The 14,337-nt window shown below is 64.0% G+C and carries 15 protein-coding genes and 1 tRNA gene; 3 read left to right on the top strand and 13 right to left on the bottom strand.

The features are described 5' to 3' along the window. Positions 1 to 46: 46 nt before the first annotated feature. Positions 47 to 418: a DUF4087 domain-containing protein gene (locus NKI39_RS29160; RefSeq protein ID WP_352473554.1), complete on the top strand. Its 372-nt coding sequence runs from the start codon at positions 47 to 49 to the stop codon at positions 416 to 418. A 129-nt stretch (positions 419 to 547) separates the two neighbouring features. Here the strand turns inward: NKI39_RS29160 and NKI39_RS29155 are convergent. From NKI39_RS29155 to NKI39_RS29115, 9 genes are all read right to left on the bottom strand, one after another. Next, positions 548 to 632, bottom strand: a tRNA-Leu gene (locus tag NKI39_RS29155). Positions 633 to 705: 73 nt separating this feature from the next. Continuing rightward, entirely contained in the window at positions 706 to 1,326 is a 621-nt protein-coding gene (locus NKI39_RS29150; protein ID WP_352473555.1) for a 2,3-bisphosphoglycerate-dependent phosphoglycerate mutase, read from the bottom strand. A 59-nt stretch (positions 1,327 to 1,385) separates the two neighbouring features. Next, positions 1,386 to 2,219, bottom strand: a complete 834-nt coding sequence (gene dapB, locus NKI39_RS29145) for a 4-hydroxy-tetrahydrodipicolinate reductase (RefSeq protein WP_352817860.1) — start codon at positions 2,217 to 2,219, stop codon at positions 1,386 to 1,388. Next, the gene (locus NKI39_RS29140; RefSeq protein WP_352817863.1) at positions 2,216 to 4,075 is read right to left on the bottom strand and encodes an ABC transporter ATP-binding protein; all 1,860 of its coding nucleotides are present in this window, start codon (positions 4,073 to 4,075) and stop codon (positions 2,216 to 2,218) included. The genes dapB and NKI39_RS29140 overlap by 4 nt, the downstream gene beginning before the upstream one ends. Before the next feature lie 119 nt (positions 4,076 to 4,194). Next, positions 4,195 to 5,220 (bottom strand): glucokinase, encoded by a 1,026-nt coding sequence (locus NKI39_RS29135; protein ID WP_352473558.1) that lies wholly within the window; start codon positions 5,218 to 5,220, stop codon positions 4,195 to 4,197. Between the two features lie 121 nt (positions 5,221 to 5,341). Next, positions 5,342 to 6,436, bottom strand: coding sequence for a penicillin-insensitive murein endopeptidase (mepA, locus tag NKI39_RS29130; RefSeq protein WP_502895684.1), 1,095 nt, complete (start codon positions 6,434 to 6,436; stop codon positions 5,342 to 5,344). A gap of 56 nt (positions 6,437 to 6,492) precedes the next feature. Then, on the bottom strand, positions 6,493 to 7,401 hold the full coding sequence (locus NKI39_RS29125; protein WP_352822460.1) for an SDR family oxidoreductase: 909 nt from the start codon (positions 7,399 to 7,401) through the stop codon (positions 6,493 to 6,495). Continuing rightward, positions 7,398 to 8,558: a tRNA epoxyqueuosine(34) reductase QueG gene (queG, locus tag NKI39_RS29120; protein ID WP_352836169.1), complete on the bottom strand. Its 1,161-nt coding sequence runs from the start codon at positions 8,556 to 8,558 to the stop codon at positions 7,398 to 7,400. The genes NKI39_RS29125 and queG overlap by 4 nt, the downstream gene beginning before the upstream one ends. Beyond that, entirely contained in the window at positions 8,539 to 9,231 is a 693-nt protein-coding gene (locus NKI39_RS29115) for a glutathione S-transferase family protein (RefSeq protein WP_023678968.1), read from the bottom strand. The genes queG and NKI39_RS29115 overlap by 20 nt, the downstream gene beginning before the upstream one ends. Positions 9,232 to 9,392: 161 nt before the next feature. Here NKI39_RS29115 and NKI39_RS29110 point away from each other — a divergent pair, with 161 nt between their 5' ends. Both NKI39_RS29110 and NKI39_RS29105 read left to right on the top strand, forming a co-directional pair. After that, on the top strand, positions 9,393 to 10,199 hold the full coding sequence (locus tag NKI39_RS29110) for an undecaprenyl-diphosphate phosphatase (RefSeq protein ID WP_352473563.1): 807 nt from the start codon (positions 9,393 to 9,395) through the stop codon (positions 10,197 to 10,199). Between the two features lie 64 nt (positions 10,200 to 10,263). Next, a complete protein-coding gene (locus NKI39_RS29105; protein ID WP_352836167.1) occupies positions 10,264 to 11,544 on the top strand; it encodes a flavin-containing monooxygenase in 1,281 nt (426 codons plus the stop codon). Positions 11,545 to 11,866: 322 nt separating this feature from the next. On the opposite strand, the gene NKI39_RS29100 is transcribed toward NKI39_RS29105, so the two are convergent. The 4 genes from NKI39_RS29100 to rsmI form a co-directional block, all read right to left on the bottom strand. Further along, on the bottom strand, positions 11,867 to 12,103 hold the full coding sequence (locus NKI39_RS29100; RefSeq protein ID WP_352926009.1) for a metallothionein: 237 nt from the start codon (positions 12,101 to 12,103) through the stop codon (positions 11,867 to 11,869). A gap of 82 nt (positions 12,104 to 12,185) precedes the next feature. Further along, positions 12,186 to 13,157 carry a complex I NDUFA9 subunit family protein gene (locus NKI39_RS29095; protein ID WP_352539784.1) on the bottom strand — a complete coding sequence of 324 codons (972 nt, stop codon included), beginning with the start codon at positions 13,155 to 13,157 and terminating at the stop codon, positions 12,186 to 12,188. 192 nt (positions 13,158 to 13,349) lie between these two features. After that, positions 13,350 to 13,727 (bottom strand): YraN family protein, encoded by a 378-nt coding sequence (locus tag NKI39_RS29090; RefSeq protein ID WP_352822467.1) that lies wholly within the window; start codon positions 13,725 to 13,727, stop codon positions 13,350 to 13,352. Then, positions 13,720 to 14,337 (bottom strand): 16S rRNA (cytidine(1402)-2'-O)-methyltransferase (gene rsmI, locus NKI39_RS29085; RefSeq protein ID WP_352836164.1); only part of this gene is annotated, 618 nt, incomplete at its 5' end. The genes NKI39_RS29090 and rsmI, both read right to left, overlap by 8 nt.

The raw sequence follows: 14,337 nt of genomic DNA, 5'->3' as shown, positions 1-14,337 counted from the left end.
AACGGATCGGCGGCACGACCTGACCTACTTCAGGGAGGAGATATTCATGCGCCCACTGTTCGCTATCTGTGTCTGCCTGGCTATCATGTCCTTGTCTGCAGCCGCCCATGCCGAGCGCCGTTGTGGCTGGTACTCCAGCCCGACCCCCGGCAACCTCGTCCTGACCGACAGTGACGGGGATTGGTGGATCCAGATGCAGGGACGCCCGGATCCCAAGGGCATCGACAATGTGCCGGCCTTTGACGAGCGGCAATTCGTCGAGACCAATGTGCCTGGTTCGGGTCACGGCTACGGATGTGCGTGCATGAACGTCGTAACCAACGCCAAGCAACAGAAGATCACCAGAGTGATCTCGGGCCAAATCCTTCCGCTGCTGCGCTGTCGCAACGACAGATCGCTGCCTAACCCGGACGGATAATTGTTGGATATCTTGTGGATACCATGGCTGACGGTAGGCAGCTTAGAGCATTGGATCAAGAAAAAGCCCGGCAAACCGGGCTTTTTCTTGGGTCTCTGAAACCGCATCAATCGGTTCGAAACGGGAATTTGGTGCCCAGAAGAGGACTCGAACCTCCACTCCTTGCGGAACACGGACCTGAACCGTGCGCGTCTACCAATTCCGCCATCTGGGCTGGTGCGCGCTCATTAAGCGGGCGAGGGATGAGTGTCAACGCGCTTTTTTGAAAGCCGCGTTCCTTCTCCGGCTCAATGCTCCAGCACTTCCTTCGACGCCACCGTGGAATCGGCGTTGAGCGTGTAGATGATCGGCACACCGGTGCCGAGCTCGAGCTTGACGATCTCCTCGCCCGATTTGCCGTCCAGCGCCATGATCAGCGCGCGCAGCGAATTGCCGTGCGCCGCCACCAGCACGGTGCCGCCGCGCAGCACATGCGGTTGCAGATCGTGCAGGTAATAGGGCCAGACGCGCGCGCCGGTGTCCTTCAGGCTTTCACCGCCGGGCGGCGGCACGTCATAGGAGCGGCGCCAGACATGCACCTGCTCCTCGCCCCATTTCTTGCGCGCATCATCCTTGTTGAGGCCGGAGAGATCGCCATAGTCGCGCTCGTTCAGCGCCTGGTCGCGAATGGTCTCGAGGTCGCTCTGGCCAACGGCGTCGAGAATATGCTGGCAGGTCTTCTGCGCCCGGATCAGCGACGACGTGAAGGCGATGTCGAACTTCATGCCGCGCGCCCTGAGCTTGGCGCCGGCCGACTTGGCCTCGGCATGGCCCAGTTCGGTCAGGTCGACGTCGCGCCAGCCGGTAAATAGGTTCTTCAGGTTCCATTCGCTCTGGCCGTGGCGCACGAGCACGAGAGTTCTCGACATATTTGCTCCTTCAAATCTTGTGGATCAGCCAAATCTTGTGGATCAGCCAAATCTGTGGATCAGCTTGTCAGGCCGAGCACGTCCCGCATCGAATAGAGGCCCGGCTTGCGGCGGCGCGCCCACAGGGCTGCCTTGACCGCGCCGCGGGCAAAGATCGCCCGGTCCTCGGCATGATGGGCAAGCGTGATGCGCTCGCCGGTACCGGCCAGCACCACACTGTGGTCGCCGACCACCGAGCCGCCGCGCAAGCTGGCGAAACCGATCGAGCCTGCCTTGCGCACGCCGGTATGGCCGTCGCGCACGCGAACATCGTTGCCGGCAAGTGCTACGCCGCGCCCGGCAGCGGCGGCCTCGCCGAGCAGCAGCGCCGTGCCCGACGGAGCATCGACCTTGTGCCGGTGGTGCATTTCCAGGATCTCGATGTCGAAATCGTCGGCATCGAGCGCGCGCGCCGCCTGCTCAACCAGCACCGCCAGCAGATTGACGCCGAGGCTCATATTGCCTGACTTGACCACCGTCGCGTGCCGCGCCGCCGCCGCGATCCTGGCATTGTCTTCAGCCGAGCAGCCGGTGGTGCCGATGATATGGACGATGCGCGCCTGCGCCGCATAGCCGGCGAATTCGACGGTCGCTGCCGGCGTGGTGAAATCGAGCACGCCGTCGGCCTTGGCGAAGGCCGGCAGCGGATCGTCGCCGATCGCCACGCCGAGCCTGCCGACGCCGGCCAGCTCGCCGGCATCCTTGCCGAGATGTGGCGAACCGGCCGGCGCGATGGCGCCGGCGACACGCGCGCCCGGTATCGTGTGGATGGCGCGGATCAGCGCCTGGCCCATGCGGCCAGCCGCGCCCACCACCACCAGGCCCATTTCACTCACGGTCGGCGTGTCGCTCATGAATGTCTCCCGACCGCCTTTTTCGCGTGATCATTTTGCGCCGCAGTCTGGATTGGCTTGGCGTCATCGACAAGCCCCAGCCCTTTCCTGCCTTGCACCCGATGGAACCGCGCATAGACGCTGTGCGGGTCGGCCATCAGCGAGGCATGCGTGCCCTGTTCGACCAGCCGGCCCTGCTCCAGCACGATGATATGGTCGGCATTGACCACCGTCGACAGCCGGTGCGCGATGACAATGGTGGTGCGCCCTTCCATGACATGGGTCAGCGCTTCCTGGACGCGGGCCTCGGCCTCGTTGTCGAGCGCCGAGGTCGCTTCGTCGAGCAGCAGGATCGGCGCCTGCCGAACGATGGCGCGTGCAATCGATACGCGCTGGCGCTGGCCGCCCGACAGCGTCACGCCATTCTCGCCGACCGGCGTGTCGTAGCCTTGCGGCTGCTGGCGAATGAAATCGTGTGCCGCGGCCTGTTGGGCGGCGCGTTCAATCTCTGCGTCGGTGGCGCTCAGCCTGCCGTAGCGGATGTTGTCGCGGATGGTGCCTTCTAACAGATAGGGCTGCTGCGATACATAGGCGATCGAGCCGCGCAGCGAATGCTTGGTGACCTTTGAAATGTCCTGGCCGTCGATTTCGATCCTGCCCGACTCGACATCGTAGAAGCGCTGCAGCAGCGCAACCAGCGTCGTCTTGCCGGCGCCCGAGGCTCCGACGATGGCGGTCACCTTGCCGGCGGCGGCGACAAAGGTCAGATCCTGCAGGACCGGCGCCTCTTCGACATAGCGGAAGGACACGTTGTTGAAGCGCACTTCGCCAGAGGTGAATTTCGCCTCGGCGGCTGCCGGCACGTCACCTTGCTGCGGCTCGAGGTCGAGAAGCTCGTAGATCATGCGCGCATTGACCAGCGACTTTTCCATGCCAACCTGCATACGCGCCAGCCGCCTGGCCGGATCATAGGCAAGCAGCAGGGCGGTGATGAAGGCAAACACCGCGCCCGGCGGCTGGCCGCCGACGGTCGCCCGGTAGCCGGAATAGGCGATGACGCCGGCGACGGCGAAGCCGGCCAGCATTTCGGAGATAGGCGTCAGCCGTTCCGAGACGCGGGCGATCTTGTTTGCCCGCTGCTCGGCGCCCGCGACGAGGCCGCCGATGCGGCGCGACAGCTCGTCTTCCAGGGTGAAGGCCTTGACGATGGCGATGCCTTGCGTCGCTTCCTGCATGGCGCCGATCAGCCGCGAGTTGATCTGCACCGATTCACGGGTGATGCGACGCACCCGGCGCATCAGATAGGTGACACTGTAGATCAAGGGCGGGCCGATCAGCAGCGACATCGCCGAGAGCATCGGGTCCTGCCAGATCATGACGCCGACTAGCGCGACAAGCGATACCGCATCGCGCGCCAGCGATGTCAGCGTCATCGACAGGAGATCGCGGATGCCGTTGACGTTCTCGTTGATCTGCGCGGCGAGCCGGCCCGAGCGGGTGTCATTGAAGAAGCCGACGCCGAGCTTCATCAGATGGTCGAAGATGCGGCGTTGATAGCGCGCCACCAGATTGTTGCCGATTTTGGCCAGCGTCACTGCCTGGCCGTAGCTGGCCAGGCCGCGCAGCATAAAGGCGGCCAGGATCGACACGCTGATCAGCGCGATAAGATCGCCGCGCCGTTGGTAGAAGATCTGATCGATGACATCCTTCATGATCCAGGCTGTGAAGGCGGTCGTCGCCGCGATCGTCACCAGGCACAGCACGGCAAGAGCATAGTACCAGCGATAATCGCGGCTGTTCTCGGCGATGATGCGGCGGATCACCGCCACGATCTCGCTGGGACGGACTTTCCCTTTGGTTGGTGCTGGAATTGTCACGTTGGAGCGCTTTGTGGTTTCGGTTCGGCCGGACTGCAATTCGGCAACCTCTTAACGCCCCGATGGCGGCTTGCCTATGGCCGGGGACGGCGAAACTTCGTCGCGGCGCAGCTTGTGTCCTAAACCCGCCAGCGCCGCCCCGCCGTCTGCACGCCGAACAGCGACGGATTTCTGGCATAGGCGGCCAGCCCTAAAAGCGCCGCAAGCGGATGGGTGATGACGTAGACCGGCATGCCGCGCATCAGGGCGCTGTGCGGCGCCTTGTCCTCGAAGGCGGCGCGGAAATTGCCGGTGCGCAGCGCCGGCAGGATTTTTTGCGCGATGCCGCCGGTGAGAAACACGCCGCCGCGGCTCATGAACACCAGAGCGAGATCGCCGGCGGTGCGCCCCAGGCAAGTGACGAAGATCGACAGCGCCTCTTCGGCCACCGGATCGTTCTTTGCCAGCGCCGCGGCGGTGACCTCGGCAGGCGTTGTAAAGGGCGACGGCTTGCCGTCCGCCTTGGCCACCGCCCGGTAGGCATTGACCAGGCCGCGTCCGGACAGGATCTGTTCGCCGGAGATGCGGCCCTCGAGCTTCTCGATATGCGGAAACACCTGGAAATCGCGCGGCGAGCGCGGGCCGATATCCATATGGCCGCCCTCACCGGGTACCGGTATCCAGTGATGCAGCGCATAAACCAGCCCGGCGACACCGAGCCCGGTTCCCGGGCCGAGCACCACCCGCCCGGAATTCGGTTCCGGCTCGTCGCCGCCGATCTTCTCCATATGCTCTTCGCCGAGCGCGACGACAGCCAGCGCCTGTGCCTCGAAGTCGTTGAGCACCACGACGTCGCTGAGACCGAGACTGGCGAACATCTGTCTCGGCTTGACGATCCATGGGCAATTTGTAAGCGGGATCTCGTCGCTTTCGACAGGACCGGCTACCGCCAGCACAGCTGAATTCGGCCGGACCGACGAGCGGTCGAGCACGGCCGACTGGATCGCCTCGTCAATCGTATTGAAGTTGGCGGTCTGGACGATGGTCGGCTCGCCGGCCTCGGAATTCGCGTCTAGTACGATCGAGAAGCGCGCATTGGTGCCGCCTATATCGCCGATCAGGATCGGAAATCGCAACAGAGTGTCGTCGTCGCTTACGCCTGGCATGCTCTCGTCCGTTCCCGACGCGTATCGCCGTTCTCTCGTTGACTAGCGCATGACCGCAAAAAGGGAAATCGGTTTTCGAAGTGGAGATGCACGGATGCAGACGGCGAACACGCTGCCCGCATCAGTGCCCCGGTCGTGGCCGCGGCAGCGGAATGCCGATCTCGGGCGTCGCCACAAAGGCGTTCGCCGAGGCCGGAAGCGCTGCCGCGCCGGCTGCGACCGTCGGCGGCGGCGAAGACTCTGCCGCGGGAGCAGGTACGGCCGCGATCGGCACGCCGTCGCCATAGTAGGTGACTGCTTCCGCCGACGGCGGAGCTGGCGCGTCGAGCACGAACTGGCATTGCCTGGGCAGGTTCGCCATGGTCATCAGGTCGCGTGCCTTCGGCTTGTCCGGGTTCTTGTTGGGGCGCCACGGCTCCTCGGTGAACCACCAGGCCAGCGCCTGGTCGCAGCCATCGCCTGGCGCCGTCGCTTCCTGTGCCTTGCAGTCGGGTGATCCAGCCTGGCAGCCGATGCGAATGTGGAAGTGGTAGTCGTGGCCCCAGAACGGCCTGACCTTGCGCAACCAGCTACGGTCGCCTTTGACCGTGTCGCAGAGCTTCTTCTTGATCCCGGGATTGACCAAGATGCGCTCGACTTCGGGATAGCTCGCGGCGCGCTTCAACAACCGCGTGTGCATCGGCGTCCACAGCCCGTCCTTCACCAAATGGGTCTTTTCATCGACCATCAAGGTAGCGCTGATGTTTTCGCGCTCTTCGGCCGAGAGCTTACGGTCGGGCATCGGCGTCAGCCAGATGTCGGCGTCGAGGCCGATCTGGTGCGAGGCATGGCCGGTCAGCATCGGACCGCCGCGCGGTTGCGAGATGTCGCCGATCAGCAAGCCAGGCCAGCCGTCGGCAGCGGCATCGCGCGACAGTTTCTCGATCAGCGCGATCATTGCCGGATGGCCCCAGCGACGATTGCGCGACGGTCGCATCACCTCCCAGTGCCGGCCGTCCATGGGTAGGGCGACGCCGCCGGAAAAACAGCCTTTGGAATAAAAGCCGATCGATTGCGCTGCTGCGAGTGCCGGCAGCTTTTTGGCGCCGAACAGGTCCTTTGCCCGTTGCTCGGCGCTCCCTGGCTGCGTTGCAAGCGCCGCCAAGCCGGCGATGGCCAGTACTGCCGTCAGCAGCAGCGTTTTGCCCGGCAAGGCTCGCGCTAACGTCTTCCCCAAGCTGGACCCCTCCGCGATTTGAACCGCATCATACCATAGCCCGCGCAACGTATCGATCATGACCGTTTCATCGGGCTGCGCGCCTCGCCGTCGCGCCAGTCGCCGCTCGCCCACATGGCATCGAGCGCCGAGCGATAGTCGGGAAAGCGAAAGCCATAACCGGCCGCCTTGATTGCCGCATTGGCGACACGCTTGTTCTCGCTGTAGAAAGACCGCGCCATGGGCGAAAGTTGGGCGGTCTCGAACGGAATTTCGGGCGGCGGCTCGATGCCCATCAATTGGGCGGCATAGGCGACGACGTCCTGCGGCGGCGCCGGCAGGTCGTCGGTGACGTTGAAGATGCCGCCGCGATTGCCCTCGGCGAGATGCCAGAGCGCACCGGCAATATCGTCGCAATGGATGCGGTTGAACACCTGGCCCGGCTTGACCAGCCGCCGCGCAGTGCCGTTTTCCAGGTTGACCAGGGCGTTGCGGCCCGGCCCGTAAATGCCGGAAAGCCGCAGGATCGCCACCGGCCGGTGGATGTCATGGCCCAATTGTAGCCAATCCTGCTCGGCTGCAACACGCATCACCGACCGCTTCGACAACGGCCGGCATTCGGCGGCCTCGTCCACCCAATTGCCGCCACGGTCGCCATAGACGCCGACGGTGGAGAGATAGGCGATCCATTCGAGCTCCGGCATGTTGGCCGCGATCTCCTCGCGTGCCGCGCCCAGCATCGGGTCGCCGGCCTTGTCCGGCGCGACCGAGACGACGAGATGGGTTGTCTTCCCAAGGGCATCGCCGATTTCGGAGGTCAGCGTGCCATCGAAACGCAGCGGCACGATACCGGCTTGCCGCAGCGCCGCGAATTTTTCCAGCGACCGTGTTGTACCGAAGATCGTTGTGTCGGCATCCCTGTTGGCGCGGGCGAAGGCCCTGCCCGAATAACCGGCGCCGAAGATGAAAATCTGCTTTTTTGTCATGTATGCGCCTCGATCGGCTTTGGCAGGGCCAGAAGCCATTCGCCTCTCACCGCCTCTTCATGTTCTGCTTGCAAAGCGGCTGCGGCACGTTCGGCGAACTCCCGACCCGGCACCAGCCGCGACAGCGCCCATACCGCAGCTCCGCGAACCAGGGGCGAGGCGTCGTCGAGCAGCGCGCGAACGGCGCCGGCCAGCGACAAGTCCTGGGAATTGCCGGCCGCTATCAGCACGTTTCGGATAAAACGGTCGCGGCCGATGCGCTTGATCGGCGAGCCCGAAAAAAGCGTGCGGAAGGCAGTGTCGTCGAGACGCAGCAGCTCGGCGAGCGGCGGTTCGCGCAAGTCCGCGCGGGCGGCAAGCTTTGCCTCCGAAGCGGCTTGGGCGAACTTGTTCCACGGGCAGGCGGCCAGGCAGTCGTCGCAGCCATAGATGCGATTGCCGATCTTTTCCCGGAACTCATGCGGGATCGGTCCTTTGTTCTCGATGGTGAGGTATGAAATGCAGCGCCGCGCATCGAGCCGGTAAGGCGCCGGAAAGGCGTCCGTCGGGCAGGCGTCGAGGCAGGCCCGGCAGGAGCCGCAATGATCGTTCTCAGGCGCGTCCGGCACCAGCTCGGCCGTCGTGAAGATGGTGCCGAGGAACAGCCAGGAGCCATGCGCGCGGCTGACCAGGTTGGTGTGCTTGCCTTGCCAGCCGAGGCCGGCCGCCTCGGCCAGCGGCTTTTCCATCACCGGCGCGGTGTCGACAAACACTTTCACGTCCCCGCCGGCGCGCGCCACGATCTTGCCGGCGATCTCCTTCAGCCGGCCTTTCATCACGTCATGATAGTCGCGGTTCTGCGCATAGGCCGAGATCGCGCCGCGGTCGCGCTTTGCCAGGATGTCGCGTGGGTCGTGGTCGGGGCCGTAATTCATCGCCAGCACGATGATCGAGCGGACCTCTGGCCAAAGCGTCGTCGGTTTGCCTCGCCGCTCGAGCGTTTCGGCAATCCAGCCCATCGAGCCGTGAAAGCCGTCGGCAACGAATTCGGCCAGCCGTTCCGGCGCCTGCGGAATCGCATCGGGCGTGGTGACGGCAACGGCGTCGAAGCCGGCATTCCGCGCCTCGCGGTCGATCAGCGCGCGCAGCTTTGCCGTATCAGAAATCGAGGTCCGCATAATGTGACACCGGCGACAGGCCGCGCACCCGGTCGGACAGAAGCGGCCGGAACGAAGGCCGTGATTTCACCCTTGTATACCATTCGCGCGCGGCGCTGTGTTCGCGCCAGTCGATCTCGCCGAGATAGTCGAGCACCGACAGTGCCGCCGCCGCCGCGAGATCGGCATAGGTGACCTTGTTGCCGGCCAGCCAATGACGGGTGCCGGCCAGCCAGTTGGTGTATTTCATGTGCTGGCGGATATTGGCGCGGGCGGCGCGGATCGCCGCCGAATCGGGCGAGCCGCCGCCTGCCGTTTCCGGCATGACCGGCTTCAGGACGCGCTCGCGCACTAGGTGCCGGGTAACCTCGCTTTCCGCCTTGTTGAGGTACCAATCGGTCAGCCGTCGGATTTCGGCGCGCTCCATCGGATCCTCGGCGAACAGCCGCTTGTCGCGCTTGAGTACCCCGCGCGTCTCGTCGAGATATTCGGCAATGACCACTGCGCCGACGATCGGCACGTCGCCTTCGGCGAGCAGGATCGGCAGCGTGCCGGCCGGGTTCAGCGCCAGGAACTCCTTGCGCCGCGTCCACGGCTTCTCTTCGATCAGCGCCAGTTCCTCGCCATACTCGCCAAAGGCGAGGCGGACGAAGCGGCAGCTGGCGAACATCGGATGGTGGAAAAGCGTCAGCATGGTCCCGCGATAATAGAGCGCACTGGCAAATCGCCGGCTGCGCCGGTAAGTCTTGGCCGCCCGATTCAGGGGCTGTCAGGGTGCTGCGACCTATAGGGGGAGTTCCGCGCCGTGACAAGCAAGCCCTTTTCTCACGCCCTCACTCCAACGCCGAGGTTGCCATGGAAAGCCAGACCGTCGTCGAAGCGCTGCTGCTCGGCATGCTCGAGGGCCTGACCGAGTTTATTCCGGTGTCTTCAACCGGTCATATCCTGCTTGCCGGCCATTTCCTCGGCTTTCATTCGACCGGCAAGGCCTTCGAGATCCTGATCCAGCTCGGCGCCATATTGGCGATTCTCAGCGTCTATTTCCGCCGTCTCTGGAAGATGCTGCTCGAGCTGCCCTACGATCGGCTGACGCGGCATTTCGTCCTTGGCATCCTCATCGCATTCCTGCCGGCGGCCATTATCGGCGCGCTGGCGCACGATTTCATCAAGACGGTGCTGTTCGAATCGCCGCGGCTGATCTGCATCATGCTGATCATCGGCGGTGTCATCCTGCTGCTGGTCGATCGCATGAAGCCGAAGCCCTATTACCACGATGTCGAGCGGTTTCCGACCAGGCTTTATCTGCAGATCGGGCTGTTTCAGTGCCTGTCGCTGATCCCCGGCACGTCGCGCTCGGGTTCGACCATCGTCGGCGCGCTGCTGCTCGGGGTCGACAAACGGGCGGCGGCGGAATTCTCCTTCTTCCTTGCCATCCCGACGATGGTCGGCGCCTTCGCCTTCGACCTGTTCAAGAACCGCAATGTGCTGAGCAGCGCCGACCTGCCCATCATCGCCGTCGGTTTCGTCGCCGCCTTCGTCACCGCGCTAATCGTCGTGCGCTTCCTGCTCGACTACGTCTCGCGCCATGGCTACGCGCTGTTCGGCTGGTGGCGGCTGGTCGTCGGCATCGTCGGCCTGGCGGGGCTGGCCATCTGGGGATGAGCCGGCGCGGATAGCGCAATCCCAGCCGGAACTCTATTCTTGCCCGAAGTCGAGCCATACGATCTTGTGGACGTATGGTTGGCAGGGGGAATGCGTGAGCGAAGTTCTTGACGCCCTCGTTATTGGCGCCGGTCCGGCGGGACTCGGCGTCAGCTACTTCTTGAAACGGCAGGGCCGCGACCACCGTGTACTCGATCGAGGCCGGATCGGCGAAACGTGGCGAACGCAGCGGTGGAACTCGTTTCGACTGAATTCGCCGACCATTCGCTCCATCTTACCCGGTGATTCCTACGAGGGGCCCGAGCCGTGGGGCGCGATAACCCACCACGAATTTGTCGCGTATCTCGAAGGCTATGCCGAGCGGCACCGCCTGCCGGTAAGCACCCAAACTCCGGTGCAAGAGCTGACGAGAGACGACGGGATCTTTCGCATCACCACGACGGACGGGGCATTTCTGGCGCGCAATGTGGTGATCGCCACCGGCGACCAGAATCGGCAGGTCCGGCCAGCAGGGTCGGCGGATTTGCCAACCGCAATTCGCCAAGTCGATTCCTCGGCTTATCGCAACCCGGCCGAGTTAGAGAGTGGCGCGGTGCTGGTGGTCGGCAGCGGTCAGTCGGGCGGCCAGATCGCCGAGGATCTGGCGCCGGCCGGACGTGCGGTCTTTTTGGCGACCAGCCGCAACGGCCGTTGGGTGCGGCGCTACCGCGGGGGCAACATACTTAAATGGCTGACGCTGTCCGGTTTTCTCGACGTTCCGCGCAAGGAACTCGTCCTCCCCTCCGGCAAGCTGCAGGCCCGCGCGCTGGTCGGCGCGACCCATACGATCAGCCTGCAATCGCTGAGTGCACAGGGCGTGGTGCTGCTCGGCCGCTTCAGGGGTGTGGAGAACGGCAACCTCGTCTTCGGCGACGAGCTCGACGACCATATGCGATTTGCCGACGAGGTCTCCGCGAATGCCAAGCGCCTGGTTGACGAGTACATCGAGCGCGCCGGCCTCGAAGCGCCACTGGCCGAGGATGATCCAGCCGAGACGATTGAACCGCGCTTGCCCGATCCTCCGATCCGCTCCCTCGACTGGACGGCGAGCGGCATCAGATCAGTGATCTGGTGCACCGGCTTCACCGGCGATTTCTCATGGGTTCGGCTTCCCGGCGCGCTCGATGCAGCCGGCCAGCCCGTCCACGAGGATGGCGTCGGCGTTGTTCCAGGTCTCTTTTTCGCCGGCCTCGATTTCGGATCGACGCGGAAGTCGGGCACCATACCGGCCATTCCAGAGGAGGCGGCCGCCGTCGTGGAGCGACTCGTCCAAGCGGGAGCCGACTTGCCACGGAACGACGTCTAAACGAGCCGTCGAACGCGGGTTCTTGAACGTGCAAGAACATGACAGCTCTGGCGCGATCAAGACGACGCACGCTGCCTTTTGTCGAAGCGCACCGACAATTTTCCGTAGTCCGATTGGTGCGACAGCCAGAAATCGCCGGCACCTTCGATACGGCGCTCCGATTCGTGGCCGACTGCATCCATTGCCTCCATCAACGTGCGGCGGCCTTGACCTCGGCGTCTTGACCTCGGCTGGTCGTCGTCGTGCTGACAGCACTGGCAATATGGGGTGAGCCGGCGCAGTCGTTCGGAATGGTCGACCCGGAGACGCCAAAGGAGGTGCATCAAGGCGCGCGATCGGTCAGCGCGTTCGCACCTTCCTCCGCGGCGCAATGTGCGCAGCAGTAGATGATGTCATCCTGTTCGACGCCATGTCCGATGATCCGGCATCCGCAATGCGGACATATCGGAGCAAGTTTCTGGACCGCGCATTCGAAGCTGTCGAACGTGTAGGTCTCCTCGGCCATCGTCACTTTGAAAGCCTTGTCGTAGTCATTCCCGCATTGATCGCATCTGGCCATAGTTCGTTTCCTTCTTTCACGGCTTCAAGCTCGACCAACCTGTCGCGCGGCGATAGGTTCCCGCCAGGATCAGGGGGCCGTCCTAAGGCGGAGACGAGCGCGAGCCTACGCCACGGCGCTGTTCGATCGCACGGATCACCTCGTCGATATCCCGCGGCTCGATGTCGAGTTCCTTCAGGCCAGGCGCGTCGATTGCTGCCACATTGTCCTGACGCATAAGATCGATCTGGTTGCGCGTTATGGGGGCAGCCGGGAGGAGTTCCGCGACGCCAGCCAAGGCGTTCCATACCGCAAACGGCACCGGCATCAGCTTGACGTGCGTATCGAGCTGTCGGGCGATCTCCCGAAGCAGTTCCTTATAGGTATAGATGCGCGGGCCACCGAATTCGAATATGGATGAACCCGTGTGGGTTCGCCCGTCGATCAGCCGGCTCACTGCTTCGGCGACGTCTGCCACATGGACCGGCTGAAGCCGTGTGCCACCATCGCCGAACAGCGGATAGACCGGCAGGAGGCGTATCATCCTCACAATGGTCGTGAGGAAAGCGTCGTCAGGTCCTGTCATGACGGCGGGACGCACAATGAAAGCGCCGGGAAATGCGCTTTCCACGGCACCTTCTCCGCGCCCACGCGCCCTTATGTAATTCGAATCCGATTGAGGATCGGAGCCGATCCCTGAAATCAGCACGAACTGGTCGATCGCGCGGTCGCGCGACGCGGCAGCGAGATCGGCCGCGGCTTTCACATGCACGCGTTCAAAGGTCTGGACGCCGTGCTCGACGTAAAGACTGACAGCATTCACGACCGCCTGTGATCCGGTAATGGCCGACCCGATCGAGGACGCATCCAATATATCCGCCTCGACTGCCTCGGGCATCCTTGTAATCGAGGAAAAGACCAGGGCCACGCGAGCTGGATGGCGAGATGCAGCGCGCACCGTGAAACCTCTTTCCAGGAGCCGCTTCACGATCCTGCGCCCGAGAAAGCCGGTTCCGCCGAACACGGTGACGATCCGTACCGGGTTGAGATCGTCGGGATCCATTTGCCTCGCCATCCCTTTGTCCTCGCATAGCTGCCACGAGGATTGCCCTGGCCGGCATTTGAACCAGCCCGTCGAACATCAGGACGATTGGGGAACAACGCAGGAACGCTTTTGTTCCAGTCAGCGCTGGGCGGATGCTTGACAGATCGGCAAACCATGATCTGAACCGCAGGCGCAGCAAAACGGCCCCACTTCGGGAATAGCCTAGTTCCGCCCGTAGAAAACGTTCTCGACATGCACCGGCCAGCGCCACGGCAGCACCGCCACCATGTCGAAGCGCACCGATAATTTTCCGTAGTCGGATTGGCGCGACAGCCAGAAATCGGCGGCGCCTTCGATGCGGCGCTCCGATTCACGGCCGACTGCTTCCATTGCCTCTATCAGCGTGCGGCGCGCCTTGACCTCGACGATCAGCACCAGATCGCCGCGCCGCGCGATCAGGTCGATCTCGCCGAACCTGGTGCGGTGGCGGCGGGCCAGAATTCGGTAGCCTTTCAGCATCAGCGCCGCCGCCGCCAGCCATTCGCCGTGATGGCCGCGCCGGTAGGCCTTTTGTCGGCTGGCGCTCGGCCGTTCAGCCATCGCCGTCTTCGCCGGTCCCGTCTCTTCCGGCATTCTTGAGGTCGAGGAGCCGACGATAGAGCGCCTGCTTCTGGCCACCCGTCATCTTGGCGGCTTCCGCCGCTGCCTTGGAGGCCGGCATCTCGGCGGCGAGCGAAAGCAGCAGCCGGTCGATGTCTTCTGGCTCATCAGCGACCGCATCGGCCGGGCCGACGCAGATGACGATTTCACCCTTGGGCGTATCGGCTCCCGCATAATGGCTGGCGAGCGATTGCAGGGTGTCGGTCCGCATCTCCTCGAAGGTCTTGGTCAGCTCGCGGCCGATCGCCGCCTTGCGGGCACCGCCCAGCACCTCGACCATGGCACTGAGCGTCTCGGCCAGCCGGCGCGGCGATTCGAAGAAGATCAACGTTGCCGGCACCGCCTTCAGCGCTTCCAGCCGCGTCAGCCGCTGCCCGGTCTTCACCGGCAGGAAGCCGGCAAACAGAAACGCGTCCGAGGGCAGGCCGGATGCCGTCAACGCGGCAAGTGGCGCCGACGGTCCGGGGATCGGCACGACACGAATGCCGCGATCCAGCGCCTCACCAACCAGCCGGTAGCCGGGGTCGGAGATGAGCGGCGTGCCGGCATC

The sequence above is a fragment of the Mesorhizobium sp. M0664 genome, from assembly GCF_040320565.1.
Classification (GTDB): domain Bacteria; phylum Pseudomonadota; class Alphaproteobacteria; order Rhizobiales; family Rhizobiaceae; genus Mesorhizobium.
The sequence above is the reverse complement of the archived record's forward strand: the minus strand, read 5'-3'. Positions and strand labels throughout refer to the sequence as shown.

Bases quoted from the DNA above. Each gene is read 5' to 3' on its own strand.
- NKI39_RS29095 (WP_352539784.1), bottom strand. From the start codon at position 13,157: ATGGCGAGGCAAATGGATCCCGACGATCTCAACCCGGTACGGATCGTC.
- queG (WP_352836169.1), bottom strand. From the start codon at position 8,558: ATGCGGACCTCGATTTCTGATACGGCAAAGCTGCGCGCGCTGATCGAC.
- dapB (WP_352817860.1), bottom strand. From the start codon at position 2,219: ATGAGCGACACGCCGACCGTGAGTGAAATGGGCCTGGTGGTGGTGGGC.
- NKI39_RS29135 (WP_352473558.1), bottom strand. From the start codon at position 5,220: ATGCCAGGCGTAAGCGACGACGACACTCTGTTGCGATTTCCGATCCTG.
- NKI39_RS29090 (WP_352822467.1), bottom strand. From the start codon at position 13,727: ATGGCTGAACGGCCGAGCGCCAGCCGACAAAAGGCCTACCGGCGCGGC.
- NKI39_RS29100 (WP_352926009.1), bottom strand. From the start codon at position 12,103: ATGGCCAGATGCGATCAATGCGGGAATGACTACGACAAGGCTTTCAAA.
- NKI39_RS29115 (WP_023678968.1), bottom strand. From the start codon at position 9,231: ATGCTGACGCTTTTCCACCATCCGATGTTCGCCAGCTGCCGCTTCGTC.
- NKI39_RS29125 (WP_352822460.1), bottom strand. From the start codon at position 7,401: ATGACAAAAAAGCAGATTTTCATCTTCGGCGCCGGTTATTCGGGCAGG.
- NKI39_RS29150 (WP_352473555.1), bottom strand. From the start codon at position 1,326: ATGTCGAGAACTCTCGTGCTCGTGCGCCACGGCCAGAGCGAATGGAAC.
- NKI39_RS29110 (WP_352473563.1), top strand. From the start codon at position 9,393: ATGGAAAGCCAGACCGTCGTCGAAGCGCTGCTGCTCGGCATGCTCGAG.
- NKI39_RS29160 (WP_352473554.1), top strand. From the start codon at position 47: ATGCGCCCACTGTTCGCTATCTGTGTCTGCCTGGCTATCATGTCCTTG.